The sequence below is a fragment of the Viridibacillus arenosi genome, from assembly GCF_001955655.1.
Taxonomy (GTDB): domain Bacteria; phylum Bacillota; class Bacilli; order Bacillales_A; family Planococcaceae; genus Viridibacillus; species Viridibacillus arenosi.
Genome location: NZ_MSPW01000001.1, coordinates 138,914 through 155,535 on the forward strand (window position 1 = coordinate 138,914; position 16,622 = coordinate 155,535).

12 protein-coding genes, 1 pseudogene and 1 riboswitch are annotated in these 16,622 nt (G+C 34.7%); of the genes and pseudogenes, 1 reads left to right on the forward strand and 12 read right to left on the reverse strand.

What is annotated here, in order from left to right; genetic code table 11:
* Nucleotides 1-30: 30 nt before the first annotated feature.
* From nikA to BK137_RS00715, 10 genes are all read right to left on the reverse strand, one after another.
* A complete protein-coding gene (gene nikA, locus BK137_RS00665; protein WP_038190155.1) occupies nucleotides 31-1,662 on the reverse strand; it encodes a nickel ABC transporter substrate-binding protein in 1,632 nt (543 codons plus the stop codon).
* A gap of 154 nt (nucleotides 1,663-1,816) precedes the next feature.
* Nucleotides 1,817-2,002: riboswitch (cobalamin riboswitch) on the reverse strand.
* A gap of 679 nt (nucleotides 2,003-2,681) precedes the next feature.
* On the reverse strand, nucleotides 2,682-4,151 hold the full coding sequence (locus BK137_RS00675) for a class I adenylate-forming enzyme family protein (protein ID WP_038190164.1): 1,470 nt from the start codon (nucleotides 4,149-4,151) through the stop codon (nucleotides 2,682-2,684).
* Between the two features lie 13 nt (nucleotides 4,152-4,164).
* The gene (gene fabG, locus BK137_RS00680; RefSeq protein ID WP_038190166.1) at nucleotides 4,165-4,905 is read right to left on the reverse strand and encodes a 3-oxoacyl-ACP reductase FabG; all 741 of its coding nucleotides are present in this window, start codon (nucleotides 4,903-4,905) and stop codon (nucleotides 4,165-4,167) included.
* A gap of 13 nt (nucleotides 4,906-4,918) precedes the next feature.
* Nucleotides 4,919-5,815 carry an intracellular short-chain-length polyhydroxyalkanoate depolymerase gene (phaZ, locus tag BK137_RS00685; RefSeq protein ID WP_038190168.1) on the reverse strand — a complete coding sequence of 299 codons (897 nt, stop codon included), beginning with the start codon at nucleotides 5,813-5,815 and terminating at the stop codon, nucleotides 4,919-4,921.
* Nucleotides 5,812-6,837: a 3-oxoacyl-ACP synthase gene (locus BK137_RS00690; RefSeq protein WP_038190171.1), complete on the reverse strand. Its 1,026-nt coding sequence runs from the start codon at nucleotides 6,835-6,837 to the stop codon at nucleotides 5,812-5,814. The genes phaZ and BK137_RS00690 overlap by 4 nt, the downstream gene beginning before the upstream one ends.
* Nucleotides 6,834-7,865: a branched-chain amino acid ABC transporter permease gene (locus BK137_RS00695; RefSeq protein WP_038190174.1), complete on the reverse strand. Its 1,032-nt coding sequence runs from the start codon at nucleotides 7,863-7,865 to the stop codon at nucleotides 6,834-6,836. The genes BK137_RS00690 and BK137_RS00695 overlap by 4 nt, the downstream gene beginning before the upstream one ends.
* Nucleotides 7,866-7,867: 2 nt before the next feature.
* Nucleotides 7,868-8,734, reverse strand: coding sequence for a branched-chain amino acid ABC transporter permease (locus BK137_RS00700; RefSeq protein ID WP_038190178.1), 867 nt, complete (start codon nucleotides 8,732-8,734; stop codon nucleotides 7,868-7,870).
* Nucleotides 8,735-8,746: 12 nt separating this feature from the next.
* Nucleotides 8,747-9,454, reverse strand: a complete 708-nt coding sequence (locus BK137_RS00705; protein WP_038190180.1) for an ABC transporter ATP-binding protein — start codon at nucleotides 9,452-9,454, stop codon at nucleotides 8,747-8,749.
* Nucleotides 9,432-10,205: an ABC transporter ATP-binding protein gene (locus BK137_RS00710; RefSeq protein ID WP_038190185.1), complete on the reverse strand. Its 774-nt coding sequence runs from the start codon at nucleotides 10,203-10,205 to the stop codon at nucleotides 9,432-9,434. The genes BK137_RS00705 and BK137_RS00710 overlap by 23 nt, the downstream gene beginning before the upstream one ends.
* Nucleotides 10,206-10,300: 95 nt before the next feature.
* Nucleotides 10,301-11,521 (reverse strand): substrate-binding domain-containing protein, encoded by a 1,221-nt coding sequence (locus tag BK137_RS00715; RefSeq protein ID WP_038190190.1) that lies wholly within the window; start codon nucleotides 11,519-11,521, stop codon nucleotides 10,301-10,303.
* A gap of 138 nt (nucleotides 11,522-11,659) precedes the next feature.
* Here BK137_RS00715 and BK137_RS22555 point away from each other — a divergent pair.
* A pseudogene (locus tag BK137_RS22555) lies at nucleotides 11,660-12,034 on the forward strand (transposase); the annotation flags it as partial.
* A gap of 123 nt (nucleotides 12,035-12,157) precedes the next feature.
* Here the strand turns inward: BK137_RS22555 and BK137_RS00725 are convergent.
* Complete coding sequence (locus BK137_RS00725; protein WP_038190194.1) at nucleotides 12,158-15,352, reverse strand: AfsR/SARP family transcriptional regulator; 3,195 nt, start codon at nucleotides 15,350-15,352, stop codon at nucleotides 12,158-12,160.
* 36 nt (nucleotides 15,353-15,388) lie between these two features.
* Complete coding sequence (locus BK137_RS00730; protein WP_038190199.1) at nucleotides 15,389-16,255, reverse strand: serine/threonine protein kinase; 867 nt, start codon at nucleotides 16,253-16,255, stop codon at nucleotides 15,389-15,391.
* Nucleotides 16,256-16,622: the final 367 nt, after the last annotated feature.

A 16,622-nucleotide genomic window follows, 5' to 3' on the forward strand; every position in this document is an offset into this window, starting at 1 on the left:
CTCCTTAAGTTATTATTAATAATTCTTGCTTCATTTAACATCAATTGTAGTTAAAGGTACCTCAGCTTCTTGAGGTAAAAAATCTAATCCGCTAATATTCTTGTGATATACAGCTACATTTGATTGGTACGATATCGGTAAGTATACTGCTTGATCATGTAATGTTGATAAAATATCTGTATACATCATTTTTCTTTCTTTTTCATCTGTAGTTAAAAGTACTTTTTTAATCTTCTCGTCTATTTCCTTCTTTTCTGGTAATCCCAATAATGCAGTATAATCTGGACCACCATTTTCCGAATCTGTAGTAATTGAGGCTAAATAAGAATGCGGGTCAAAAGGTACGGCCCATGTTGATGTAAATAATATATCGTAATTACCTTGGAATGCAGTTGTCCAGAAAGTATTCGTTTCCTGACTAGTTAACTTAATATCAATTCCTAGTTTTCTAAAATCACCTTGTACAAATTCAGCAATCGACTTTTGGATGTTATCAGTACTATTAAATAAGAATTCCAGTTGCAGCTCTTTTCCATCTTTTTCTCTAAATGCTTTACCCTCTACTTTTTTCCAGCCTGCTTCATCTAATAACTGTTCTGCTTTCGCAATATCATAGTCATATGGATTTATATCAATCTTTGTGTAATCCAATACAGGTGGGAACAGTGTATCTGCCTTTTTTTCCATACCATAAAAAATATTATCGATTACTGCCTGTTTATTGAAAGCATAATTGAGTGCTAAACGCACTTTATGATCTTTAGTTGCTTCTTTGTTTGTGTTAAATAGTAACGTTCTTGTAGCAGTAGGCTCTGATAATTTAGTTTCATATTTCCCTGAATCCTTTAAAAACTGGAAAGAATCCTGACTAATGACTCCATTACCAAAAATAAAATCAAGTTCGTTTTTCTCAAAAGCTAATACTCTAGATTCTCCGTCTGTAATGACTTTGACAACTACCTTTTCTACTTTAGGTTTAGTACCCCAATACTTTTCATTTCTTTTAAAAACCGCATACTCATTCTTCTTATATTCGCTAAGTACCCACGGACCTGTACCAATCTGAGATTTAAGTCCATCTTTAAATGTGTCTTGGCTGTCAGGAAAAGCAGCTTCTCCAACAAACCTCAAAGGTCTTATGTAAGTTAATTCTTGAAGCGTTGGATAATAAGAATTGTTCAATGTAAGTTTAAAAGTATATTCATCCAATGCTTCTGTGTTTTTGATTTGGTTGATTAACTCTACCCATTCATGTTGTTTGCGATTATCTAAAATTGTATCGAAGTTTTTCTTTACAATTGCTGCATTAAACTTCGAACCATCAGAAAACTCAACATCTTTTCTCAGATGGAATACATATTCTTTGCCATCTTTCGAAATATCCCAGCTTTCTGCTAACCAAGGTTGAATTCCCCCTCCCTTCCCGTAGTAAACAAGTGATTCATATACCATAGCTTGGGAGAAAAACTCATTTGGAAAATATGTATGTGGATTTAAGTCGCCTATATCTCCAGTCATGGAAAATGTAACAACTTTTGATTGATCTTTAACAGACGCATTATCTTGTTCTTTTGCTTTGTTACTACACCCAGTAATAAAACTCGCGAAAATTACTAGTAGAACAAGAAAATTCCGTAGTATCTTACTTTGTTTAATAAACATGTTTAATCACCTTCATTTTTAGAATTTAAACTATTAAAAATACTGAAATACAAAAAAAGCATTCCTAACCCAATTAAAAAGGTTAGAAATGCTCATAGTTTTAGATCAAATTTATCTCCTAGCACTCCAACACCTCCCTATCTCCCGTAGGTTAACAGCATTTTTAGAACAGGCAGGTCTTCTGACTTAGGTTCATCGCTCCAATGCGTCTTCCCGGATATTCCAGTGACTTATTTGCATGAGGCTCACCCTTACAGCGGCGGGACCATGTCGGATTTTCACCGACTTCCCTATTAAGTATTCGCTATTAAACGAACACACCTATTCCAATACTATATGTAATTTTTTTGTGGAAATAAAAAAAGTTTTCCTAATATAAAGTATATTCGTTATTACTACTTAAAGCTATATCAATTTAAAGACTTAATTTTATACAAAAGTTTTACCACAAAAATTTGCACGTTTTTTTTTTATATCGTTGCTGGTTGTAAACGTTACATTGCCATACACCTAAAGTGAAAAATTCCAAATTTATGCTTAACAATAAAAAATAACCTGATTATAAATAACTGGTTCGCTTTTAGAGTACTAAAACTAATTAGAGTATCAATTTTGGATTCAAAAGTGACACGATAACGTATAGCGAATAAACGAAGTGCCGATTTCTATTAAAGTGAAATTAGCACTTCGTTTATTTTATCATTTCAATTCAAATAAAATTGAAAAATTAAGTAACTCAAATTTAAAGACAGAGATTGTCCAAAATGCAAATCATTCCTTGGATATTGAAGAATTCGATACAACAAATTCAATATTAGCTTTATCAAGGGTAGTGGAAAAACTTCAGGAAGCATTAAAGACAATTCAGTGCAATAATGAGATTATCAAAAGACAACCAATTTAGGTCTAATTTAATCGCTAAAACAGATGATAAAGAGGTGCTAATTGCACCCCTTTTTTAATGGTTATTTACATTTTTGCTCCTCAATTCCGAACCCGTTAATAACCCAACAGACCGTTTACATTTGAATCGTTTGAAGTTTCTTTTTATCAATTTTCCCTACATGTGTTTTTGGTAGTTCAGGGATAAAATAAATATTCCGAGGGATTTTATAACTACCTAGATGACTTCTACAAAGGTCTTGAATTTCTTTAACATTATTAAATGCATCATCAGATACGATAAAAGCCGTAACGATTTCACCCCAGTGACAATCAGCAATTCCTATAACTGCGACCTCTTTCACCTTTGGATGAGTAATAATACATTGTTCCACCTCTTGAGGATAGACATTTTCCCCCCCTGAAATAATCATTTCTTTTACTCGTCCTACGATATAAATATCTCCGTCCAGATCCATCTTCGCTAAATCACCAGTACGAAGCCATCCATTAATAATAGTTTTAGCTGTCTCTTGTGGATTCTTCCAATATTCGCTGAACATATGCTTTCCTTTAATATATAGTTCTCCTACTTCATCACGTCCGCATTCTCTACCATTCGGAGCTTGAATTTTAACTTCATTAAATTGCATACACTTTCCAACAGATCCTAGTTTTATTGCGGCCTCCTCTGGTTGAATAACAAAATTATTGGGACCAGCTTCGGTTAATCCATAACCCTCTTTAAATGGTACTCCCTTTTGTAAGAAGGTTTTATGCACAGTGATGGGACATGGAGCTCCACCTGATAAAAATACTTTTATACTAGGAAAACTTGTTTTCTTGAATTCTTCTGTATCAATCATAGATTGATACATTGTCGGGACAAATAACGAAATTGTTGTGCTGTAAGTATTCAATGACTGGATTGCTTCTTGAGGATTGAATTTATTTCCTATTACAACTGTACCTCCAGCCATTAATATCGGAATTGATAATGCATTCAAGCCTCCCGTATGAAATAATGGCATATAATTTAATGTGCAATCATCACTACTAATATTCCAACTAATAATAGTATTGAAGGCATTCCAATTTACCGCATCATATGATAAGATTACACCCTTTGGCTTTCCAGTTGTCCCACCAGTATATATCATTAACCATGCGTCTTTCGAATTCCAATTATTTGTTGGTACATCGAAGTGCTCTGCTAAAATCTCTATTGTAATTGGGTATGCTTTCATATGTGGGTTATTAGCAATAAGCTTCATAAATTGATCTTCATATAGTATTAAGGCTGGTGTACAATCGTCAAGAATATAGTCAAGTTCTGAATGACTTAATCTCCAGTTTAAGGGAACATAGATGTAACCACCGATGGCACATGCAAAAAGAATGGCAAATAGATCAATTCTATTTTCCGCAATCACGGCGACCCGATCACCTTTTTGTAGACTGCAGTTTTTTAGAAACATAACCCACTTTTTCACTTCATAGCCCAATTGTTTATAGGACCAGCTTCTGTTGGTAGCAATATCAATCAACGATGTTTTTTTGGGGGTAATGGCAGCTCTTTTTAATATCCATGATTGCTCACTATGCATAACTTCTCCCCCCTTACATCATAATTCCACCATCAACCTGTAATACATGGCCTGTAATATAGCTTGCTTCTTCTGAAGCTAAAAATAGGTAAGCATTGGCAATATCTTCTGGAGCCGCTAAACGTTGTAAAGAAACGATGGATTCCATTTTCTCTAATACTTTAGATGGCATTTTTTCAACCATTGGTGTTCTAGTAAAACCTGGTGCAACTGCATTGACATTAATTCCTTTTCTACCTAGTTCTTTTGCCCAAGTTTTAGTCATCCCAACAATAGCTGCTTTTGTAGCTGCATAATTTGTTTGACCAACATTGCCGTAGACACCGCTGACCGATGATGTGTTAATAATTTTCCCATAGCCTTGTGCTACCATAGATGGCGTAACTGCTTGAGTACAATTGAAAACACCTTTTAAATTTACATCGATTACTTGATCAAACTGTTCTTCCGTCATTTTTGAAAGCATTGCATCATTTGTAATACCCGCATTATTTACTAAAATATCAATCTTATTATATTTGTTAATCACTTTTGCAATTACATTATTGACACTCTCACGTTTAGTTACATTGATAGGATAGAAAGCTACATCATAGTCATTTTCAAGGTATTTCGCTTCAACTTTATATCCGGCTTCTTCGTTGTAATCCGCAATAATAACTATTGCTCCTTCTTCTGCAAATCGTTTTACTGCTGCTAAACCAATTCCACTAGCTCCACCCGTAATCATTGCCACTTTATTTTGTAATCTCATTCCAATTCCTCCATTATATAAATAGTTCAATCTGATTAACTAGTTGTGTTAAATCATCTATTAATGGTGAATGACCACTGTCGTTCAGTTTTACTACTTTTGCACGTCCCTCAAAATCTTCTATTATCTCTTTTGTCATAGTCTCAGGTACTACGTAATCACGATCACCATAAATAATTAGTGTAGGTATTTGGATTTTCGCTACTTCGTTTTGTCCATGACTTACTTCATTCTTCTTAGAACTAATATTGAACGTATTTAACACATGATATACATCTGCAAGATTACGCTGTGTCAACATATCATCTATATAGGCTTCATACTGCAGTTCTGATGGTTGCTCATGCGTATAAATAAGCGCATTCCAAACTGCTTTTAATCCCTCACGATTCCCACTATCATATAAATTTTGCATAGGTACAGTTTTTACAGAATCTTTTTCAACTTCTTCTAGAGTAAGTAATCTCTTTAATAGATTAGGTGAACCATCCGGATTCGACGCATAAAATGCATAACCTCTTGTTGAAGCGGAAGCAAGTAGGACTAATTTATTACATAATCCGAGATAATCTGCACAAAATTGCATTGCAACAGCCCCCCCAGTAGACCAACCTACTAAAGTAAAATCTTTTAACCCGAGAGCATCTACCCATAGCTTTAAGTCTTCGCTAAAGTCACGAATATGTGACACTCGTTTATTATAAGATGATTGACCGAATCCTCTTAAATCTGGTGATAGAATTGTAAATCGTCCATCAAGTTCTTCCATTAATACATCCCAATGTTTTGAAGATGTCATATTGCCGTGAACAAGAATTATAAGCTCATCTCCACCAGCTCTTTCACGATAAGCTATCGTTTCTCCGTTAGATAACAGCACTTTTTTTAATACGTCTTGTTGCAATGTCATACAATCTCCTCCTCATGAGTTCCCCATTGAATTGTTACTGCCCCCCATGCATAACCAATACCTGCGCTAACAAGCGTGATAATATCTCCGTTTTTTATTATCCCTTTTTCTAAAGCTAACTCTAATGATAAAATTTGATCAATCTGACCAATATGTCCGTAATGTGATAAATAAATTGACTGTGATTCGTCTAGCCCTAGTGAATGAAGTACATAATCATGTGCTGACTTTTTCATATGAAGCATAGCAATATAATCCAATTGAGATTCGTCATATCCACTCTTCGATAAAGATTGGCGGATTACCTTTAAAAAGTTACTCAATGACTTTTGCTCAAGACGTGTCTTCATGCCTTCAGGGTCTAGCACATCTAATTTATATGCACCTGCTTGTAGTAATTCAGGGGTCAATGGTTTTTTTGTTCCACCAACAGGTACAACTACATCTTCTGAAAAAGATCCGTCCGTTATCAAATCACTTTCAAGAACGATATTTTCTTTCACATCTTTTTGTAGAATCATAGCTCCTCCACCAGCGCCTAAGTTATACATGAACCGTGTTCGATCATTTGTATAATCGATGAAATCATGATTTCTATATCCTCCTGCAAGTAAGATAGTACGAACATCTTCATTAGCTAGCATTAAGCTTTTTGCAACTTTCATCGCCATTATCGTCGTTCCACATCGAAGCTGTACATCAAATGACCATGCATTTAAAGCACCAATTTCTTCTTGGATTTTAATAGCTGCTGTCCACAGTGGATATTCTTTATGCTCCTCACCGATATAAATAATGACATCAATATCTCGAGGGGATAAATTTGTCTTTTCTAAGGCTCTTTTGGCAGCCCAAACTGCCATTTGCACTGTATGATCTTCGTGTCCAGCAATCGTCTTTTCAATAATCCCCAATTTTGTTTTAATAATATCAACTGGAATATTCGATTTTTGACTAATCTCTTCAAAGGTCATACGATTTTTAGGTAAATAGATTCCGGTACTTACAATCCCTATATTCATTCAAATCGCTCCTTATCCTTGACCAAAGGTACAGATTGCGTAGGCAGTTGGGGTTTGGCTTTCTTCGATTTCCAAGTCAAATATTTCACATATACAGTACCAACAATGCCTTTTGGGAAGAAGATGACTGCTAAAATATAGAGCATCCCAAAGAAGATAATCCAGCGTTCAAAAATTGGGTAGTCATTAGCTAAACCTGATAGATAATGTTGAGCAGTTTCAATCACTAGACTGCCAACAATTGGCCCGATAAGTGTGCCAACACCACCAATTATCGTCATTAACAATGCATCTAATGTTATATCCATTGACATTACACTTGTATTGACGAAGCGGAGAGATATTGCATAGAGTGATCCTGACAGACTAGCAACAACACCAGCTACAACTGAAGCCGTCACCTTATAGTGTAATGTTCTAAATCCTAGTGATCGTGTCCTTTGTTCGTTTTCACGAACTGCAATTAGTACTTTTCCTAATGGAGAATTTACAAATCGTCTAAGTACAAGGAATACGACAACAAGACAGACTAAGACGAAGAAATAAAAGATAACACGATCTCTGAATACATCCGGAGCTCTGAAAGTAAAGCCGTCATTCCCCTTTGTAACAGTACGCCATTTCTCCGCTACAACTAAAAACAAACCTGAAATCGCCAATGTCAACATGGCAAAGAAATGGCTCTTTAAACGCAGTGTCAGGAGCCCAACTAGGAAACTAACAATACCAGCAAAAATCATACCTACAATAATGGAAATGAGGAAAATCATCATAGTATTGTTATAAGTACTAAGTAAAATGGCCGTTGTATAAGCGCCTATTCCAAAAAACATAGCATGCCCAAACGACACAATTCCTGTATAACCGAGTAAAATATCATAACTCATGGCTAATATACTGAAAATAAATATTTGGGTCATTAGTATCGTTAACGTTCTAGAATCTGCAACATAGGGAAAGAAAATGAGAGCTATTATAATTATCAAAAATGTCAAATTTTTAAAAGAAAAGTATTTTTCATGTCTCATTTTTAGCCCTCCTTCGCATTTGTGAATAAGCCTTGTGGACGGAAGATTAATACAATAGCCATCAAAATCATATTGACCGCTAATGATAAATATGGAACATAGTACGCCATGAAACTACCCGCAAGCCCCACTAAAATTGCTGCCATTAATGAACCAGAGAAACTTCCCATCCCACCTATTACTACTACGATAAATCCTAAAATGGCATATTCCATTCCCATCTCTGCGTATATTACGCCCGAGTACGGAGCCATAAGCATTCCGCCGAATGCTGCCATTGCTGAACCGGTCATGAAAACGAATAAAAAAACACGTTTAATATTAATACCCAATACTTGCACCATTTCTTTATCCATCACACCAGCACGTACGATTAAACCGATTTTTGTTTTCTTTAATACATATTGAAATATTCCGAAAATAATAAGCCCAATAACGATAATAAAAATACGATATTTAATCACAATTACTTCACCGATTTCCCAGCTACCTGCTAAATATGAAGGTACATCTACAGGAATACTATTAGGTCCAAAAACAACCTTAATACATTCTGATAGTACTAACATAAATCCAAGCGTTATTAAAATTTGTTGTACATGATTGCCATATACGGGTGTGATGATTAATTTTTCCGTGATCCACCCTAGGACAAACCCTGTTACAATCGCACCTAGTATTCCGACTATAAAACTGCCTGACCATGTATAAACGAAGATTCCAGAATAAGCTCCCCAAACAAAAAGTCCCCCATGGGCAAAGTTCAAGACGTCCATTAATCCGAAAATAAGTGTCAATCCAGCCGCTAATAAAAAAATCAACATACCTGTGGCTAAACCATTTATAAATAAACTGATAAATAAATCCATACTCGATTCCCCCTAACCAATTCCTAAGTATTTCCGTTTCAATTCTTCATCTCCAATCAATTCAGCCATAGATCCTGAATGAACAGTTTTTCCATCATCTATTAATGTATAGGTATCACCAATCCGACTGGCCATAATAAAATTTTGTTCAACAAGAATAATCGTTGTTTTCTTTTTCATTTCTGTAATAGCTTCCATTACTTTTTCTACAACGATTGGAGCTAATCCCTTTGAAGGCTCATCTATCAATAAGAGTTTACTGTCATTTACAAATGCTCTTGCCATAGACAGCATTTGCTTCTGCCCCCCAGATAAATGCCCCCCAGCCTTTTTCCAAAACTTTTTCAAATCGGGAAATAACTCTAATATATATGCCTGTTTTTCATATACTTCATCTGTCTCTTTACGGATTGCAACTTTCATATTTTCTTCCACTGTTAAGTCCTTAAAAATACCTTGATCTTCTGGAACATAACCAATACCTAGATTGGCAATATCATAAGGCTTTCGTTTTGTAATGTCTTGCCCATCATAAATAACGTTTCCGTGGGAAGCAGGTGTCAAACCCATTATGGTTTTTAAAGTAGTTGTTTTACCCGCTCCATTTCTACCAAGCAATACCGATACTTTCCCTTCTATTGCTTCAAATTGAATCCCTTGTAAAATATGATATTGTCCAATATGTGTTTGAAGCTGATCAAGGTTTAATAAGCTGTTCATCATATAGCCCTCCTAAATACGCGTTTTGTACAGTTTCATTGTCCATAATTTCTGAAGGCGTTCCATCTGCTAAAAGCTTCCCATTAAAGAGCACCATGATTGAATCTGAAAGATCTAAAATCATATCCATCTTATGCTCAATGAGCAGTATGGTTTTGTCTCCTTGTTCTTTTATTGAACGTATTACCTCTAAGATAGCCGGTACTTCCTCTAAAGACATACCAGCAGTTGGTTCATCCAATAGTAAAATTTCAGTATTTAGAGCTAGTAACATTGCAATTTCTAGTTTACGTTTTTCACCATGAGATAGTTGACTTGCAACTGCATTCACTTTGTTATCAAGCAATACTTGACCCAATATTTCTACTGCTTCGTTGGTAATCGATTTATACTGCAAATAGTGTTTATAAAAATTAAACCTTACCTTTTCACGAGATTGCACTGCAAGTCTAACATTCTCCAAGACTGTAAGATTTGGAAAGACATTTGTGATTTGAAAAGAGCGACCAAGTCCTTTTCGTGTACGTTCGATAGACGAATCATCTGCTAACGATTCCCCTTTCAAAAAAATTTCTCCCTCTGTTGGTTTCAATTCACCACTTAGTAGGTTGAAAAAAGTAGTCTTTCCTGCACCATTTGGACCAATAATTGATTTGAAATGCTTTGCCTGCATTTGAAAATTCACGCCATCAACTGCACGATGCCCCCCAAATTGAATACTTAAATTTTCTGTCCTAATGATAGGTTCCATCCTCATTCCTCCTAAGTCTAGCTCTCTTAAAAACTTCTTATGTAAAAAGTTTTTAAGAGAGCCAGGCCAAATTTATGGTCTGAACTCTCGTATATTTATTTTTTATTTTGAATTGGCGGAGCTGTTTCGTCAGGTGTTAGTTCACGAATTAATACCGGAACAGGGTAGTCAACACCTTTTTGTTCTTCAAGTTTAATAGAATACATAGGCTGTAATGCTTGGTGATCCTCTTTACGGAACGTCATTTTTCCTTTCGGTGTCTCAAAAGACATACCTTCCATTAATGGAATAAGCGTATTACCATCTGCATTACCATCTGATTTTTTTAACGCCTCAACAATAGATACAGCAGATGAAAATCCACCTGGTGTAAATAAGTCTGGCACTTCATTGTTAAAACGTTTTTTATGCTCTTCTACTAACCAATCATTCACTTTGTTTTTTGGTAATGTATGATAATATACTGAGAATCCTTCCATGCCTACAAGGGGCTTCATCAATTGAAGAGCGGTAATGTCAGGTGCACCTGTCGAAATTTTTATACCTTTTTCTGTTAACTTAAGATCTGCAATTTGATTCCAAGGTGAATTTGTACCAGCCCATACAACAAATAGATATTCAGGTTTTGCCTTCACAACTTTCTGTAAGTTAGATGTGAAGTCTGTTGCAGCTGGATCAGCATATTCTTCTAAAATAACTTCTGCTCCTAACTTTTCTGCAGCTGCTTTAAAAGCCTTAACTCCATCCCAACCGAAAGAATAATCCGGTGCAAATGTTGCAATTTTTGTTCCTTTTTTAGCAATCGCCGCTGCTGCTGCATAAGCGTCTTGAGAAGAATTTCTTGCTGTACGGAAGATAAATGGGTTGAACTCAGCGCCAGTAATACTATCTGCAACAGCTGGTTCTACAATCATAATTTTCTCGTATTCTTCAGCTAGTGGTAAGACAGCTAATGTATCTCCAGAACTAGATGAACCTACTAAGAAATCTACCCCATCATCTTCTAATAACTTTGTTGCTTTTTGCACTGCTACTTCTGGTTTAGTTTCAGTATCCTCCCAAACAACTTCAATTTTCTTACCTGCAACTTCCATCTTTCCATTTGTTGCATAATCTAGCCCTAGTTCAAAGCCTTGTTTTGTTTGTTTTCCATAAGACTCTAATGCACCAGATAAAGAGGCCAATACACCAACTTTAATTGTCCCTCCTTCTTTTTCACCCTTTTCCGAAGAGGATCCACTTGTTTTCTTGTCACTTCCACATGCAGCGAGTAAAAGCGTTACTGCTACTAATAGAATCGCCAACCATTTTTTCATTTAAATACCTCCCTCTTATTTTTTAAAGCGCTTTCATCTTGCTGTAGAAGTATCATAACTAATCCTAGTTACAAATTAGTTACAAAGAAAAAGGACCCTACGTTTTCACAGAGGGCATGCACTCCAATCAACTAGCTTATGGAGCTTCGAAAAGCGAGAACGAATAAAAAAGACGTAGGTAAAAATCAAACACAAACGTATTACTTTGACATAGAAAAATGTAAGGTTTGTCCATTACAAGATGGCTGTTATAAAGACGGTGCCAAAAGCAAACGGAATCAGTTTCCATAAAATCAACCGAACATGAAGAGCAAGCAGCTTTTCAAGAAACGGAAAGATTCAAAGACTTAGCAAAAAAGCGCTATAAAATTGAAGCGAAGAATAGTGAGTTAAAATCCGCATGTCTACAATACGGCAAAATCGACGGGTTTATTTGGCCTGGAAGTCCAAGGAGCTACAACAATATTTGCAGTGAATTTGAAACGTATCTGGAAGCTATTAAATGAAGAATAAGGAAATACCAAAAAAACACCGGCTTTCTGTTCAAAATCGAACAAAAAGTGCCGGTGTTTACTATTGAAGAACATTACATTTTAAAAACGTAAGTTTTTCAGTGCCCTCCGTTTTCACATAAGGTCATTTTAAAATCATCTCATACATCTGTATGGTTGTTTCCATTGGTTCAATATTCAATTCGTCTTTTAATACTTGTTCACATTTTTCAAACCATCTGACAGCCTGAGTACGATTTTGAAGTTGAAAATATCCATACATGATTAGGCGATATCCTTCTTCCCAAGTATTATCTTGCTTCAACAAGTGCTCTGCCCAATACACTGTTTTGCTAAATTCTTTTAATCGGACATAATTCTGTGCTAAGCGTTCAATTCCTTCCATATAAATATATTTCAATTCTTCTCGTATATCTTGAAGCCATTCTGATTGTTTCTTATCCGCGATAAAATCACCTGTGTATATTCGGATTCCTCTTAAAAGCCATTCATTCGAAAGATTAGGATTTTTCTGTTGCATGCCCAAAGATATAAATTGTCTGAAAAAATATAAATCACTTTTCATACACTGCTGTGTAATGAGCTTGTACATTGATTGCTTTCGAACAACGTATGCACTTTCTATTCTGGGAAGACGATTTGGTTCTAGCACTTTTAATAATGCATTATAGGCAACTTTGAAATCTCTTGTCATCGTTTCCTCAGTAGCTTTTGGCCATAGTACATTAATTATTTCTTCTTTGGAAACAAATCTCGTACGATTTAGATATAGGTAAATGAATAATTCCTTTGCCTTTTCTCGTTGCCACTCTTTTTCTACTATTACTTCACCATCGCGATATAGAGTTATAGCTCCAAATAGCTGAATAGTATACATATGCGCTGGTACAGGTATATCAGCATCTATTTCTATCAATTTATAAAAGTGTTTTGTTTTAACAGCTGATTTTTTTAATGTATTCCAATGATGCATCATTTGCCACCATACTAAATTATGTTGAGGACCAAAGATATGTTGGTCTCTTACAAAGAAATCATATTTTTTCTCTACAATAGTTGCCATACATAATTCAAAATTTGAAGTAAATTCAACTTCATCATTTTGCATATAAGCGATATAAGCACGCCAAAAGCTAACAATTGTCAGTCCAAAATAATCTTTTGAGTTTTTAAACTTACTTTCTGCGCTCTTAATAGCTTCTTTTGCCTCTAGGTAATGTGCATGTTCCACATAAACTATTGATAAGGCTACATAAAGTAAAGCCGAAACCCAATGATCATGCACTTTTTCCGTTTCTTTTAACCCTAATTTTATATTGAAAAGTGCTTGCTCAAGTTGTTGCTGTCTACTTTTTACAATTGCTAGTCCCATATAGGACTCGGCTTTTGCACGTTTCACATCCATACTATCCATTATTTCGATGGTCTTTTCATAATATTGTTCCGCTTCACCAATATCTGCCGGATTCAAAACCAATAATGTATGTCCTTTACGAAGATAGGCTACTGCTAGAATGTACTGTGCATGTTCATTTTCCTTTTTCAAGATGCTTTTATTTGCTGATTCTAGTGCTGTTACATAATCACCTAATAAGATTAAAATAAATGAATATAAAACATCGGTCTCACGATAAGTATCTGAAATAAGACTATATGAATCTAAACGATTTTCTAATAAGCTTCTTGCTTCCTGAAGTTTGCCTTGCCTTAATAATATTCTTGCATCCAAATTTCCTTGCCTAACTACACGAGAAGAAAGACCCACATCCGAAACCCACTTTTCTGCTTCATACGGTTTGCCTAAGTTCACTAGATTTTCTGCATATTGTTTTTGTATAAATTGCAGATAATCTTCTTCTAACTTCGCTTGTTCCACCAATTCAAGTGCTTCTTGTAAATAAGTTTCAGCAAGTGACGGTTGAATAGTATCCAAATAGATATGTGCAATCCCAGCCTTGGCTCTTAATAAATAATCATAAGACAAGCATTCTTTTGCGCATATAATACATTTTTCATACGCTTTTTTTGCTTTTTCATACTGTGCACGATATCTTTGACTTTCACCTTCATAATAATAAAGTTGAAAATGGTTTGCCATTGTACTAGCTGATAGTTCACGAATACGTTCGATAAACCAATCGAATTTTCCTTCTTCTATAAACTGATTTGCAAAATAAGCTAAAGTAGATGCAATCAAATCTTCATTTTTTGTTTTCATCGCATGATGAACGGCTTTTACAGGGTTTCTTTGTTGAGTAAAATATTTTGTAGCCTTTAAATGCAACGAGTGATAAGTATCTAAATCCTGTTCCATCAGTTTCAATTCTAAAAATTGCTGAAATAACACATGATATCGAAACTCTGTGTATCCACTTAATGGCTGGATAAAAACATGTTTATTGACTAGAATTTTAAGCTGCTCTTCAAAAACCTCCCCGTAGAATACTTCTATTAATTCATACGAAAATGTTTCAAAAATGCTAAATTTCATAATTGCATCCTGTTCGAAATCATTTAGCCCCTCAAATACTTCATACGATAAATAAGTAAAAAAGTCATTTGACGAAAGATTCTGTAATTTATCTATAGATTTCTCTAAATCAATAGATTGAGTGGCGAGAAATAAAATAGCAATAGCCCAACCTTCTGTTGTCCGGAGAATCTTGGCCACTTGTTCCTTTGTTATATAATGTTGAAAGTAATCTTCAAAGAATACCTGGATTTCTTCTGCAGAAAAGACAAAATCTTCTTCTACACATTCAACCAATTGATGATTTAACCTTAAATTCCGTATACACCCCCAAGAAGGATATGTTCTTGAAGAAATAATTAGATGAACATTTGGTGGTAAATGTAATATCAGTTTCTCCATGATGTAATGAATATGAAAAATATGATCCACTAAATAGTAATCATCTAATATTACAAAAAATGGTTCTCGCATCTTGCAAAACTCATTTACAAACATAGTAAAAAGCTTATTTAACTCTTCAACTTTAGGAAACATTGAAAGCTGATCCCAACCAATCATTGTTTCTCCAAAAGAAGGATATACTTTCCGCACACTATAAAACAAGTGACGTAAAAATGGCAAAACATCGTCATCATCTTCTGTCACTTGATACCAAGAGAAAGCATTGGATTGATCTGCTAAAAATTGTGCCAATGCGGAACTTTTACCAAAACCTGCTCCACCATGTAAAATAGTAAGCTTTGTATGATGACTTCGTGCTAACTTTTTCATGACCTTTGCTCGTCTCATATAATGTATAGCAGGTTCTGGTGGAATAAGCTTAGATATCAATATGTTGTCTTCCATATTGTACCCCTTTCTCATTCTCATTGATTTACATTTCTATATTAAAAGTGCTTTACTCCATTGATGATAAAACACACTAATCGTTTCAAAACGATGTGAGGGATTATTTTCTAATGCTTTTGAGCAAATATTATATAGATCTATTGAAGCCTCCCACATTTCGAAACTTTTATCACTTCGTCCTCCTATAAACGCATATGCTAAACCTGCTAAAGTATATACATTTGTAGCACTTGTAATTTCAGCGTTTAATCGATATTCTTCAGGTGCTTTATACCGACTAGAACCCCAAAAATCCTCACCAATATCATTAAAGACAGGTGCTTTTTTAAAAAAATCAATGTCGCAAATATGCAATTTATTATTTTTGAAATTATATAGTATGCTACCATCATAGAAATCAACCATCACATATCCTTTATCTTCTACAAAAACCGCAAATTCATATATTTGGTTCAATATCGAAATACGTTCTTTTAAAGATAAACTCCTTAATTTCACAAAAGGAGAATCAGGAGAATTGTACTTTTCAAAAGGCGTAAAATCCCAATGATTATGCATACATTCTCCTTCTACCCATTTAAATTTCAATCCGTAACCATTTTCTGTCTGAAATGTCCCTATGCATTGAATTAATAAGGGGTGATCAATATGTTGATAAACTTTCTTTGCTTCTTTTAGGCGTTTAATCGCTGACTTTATATCTCCAGTATATTCTAAATTTCTTGCACCTGCATATTTAATGAAATAACGTTCGTCATTTTCTATAATTCCAAAACAAATGTTTCCTGAATCCTGCTGATCAAAAATAGTAAATACTTTTACTGCTTTAAGCCAATTAAAATCATGATATTCTCTTAACTCTAATAATAATTTATTGCTTCCAATGCATACTTTAACCAAATTTTGCTCCTTCATTGAGCTTACGTAGTTTATAGAGGGGTGATACGTTTACTCAAAATTGATATACCTCTAAAATGTTTGGCGAATTTTTCATATAACATCATACCTTTCAATATATTTCCATTTAGTAAAGTATTCGAAAACCGAATATTCTTATATTAATTGTACAGTAATTACTAAAAGCCTACACTAATAAATTCTTTGCAAGAGTACGTAGTATTTATGTTTAGTTTTTTGGCACACTTACGGAGACGTGAGCAAGATTGGTTATATGTTATTCAATAAAAGGACAGTGAGATTTAAAAGGGGGGTTTAGGAATTTGCGAGAATACATAAAACTATACATGAAAATGCTTTACTTGTTCCC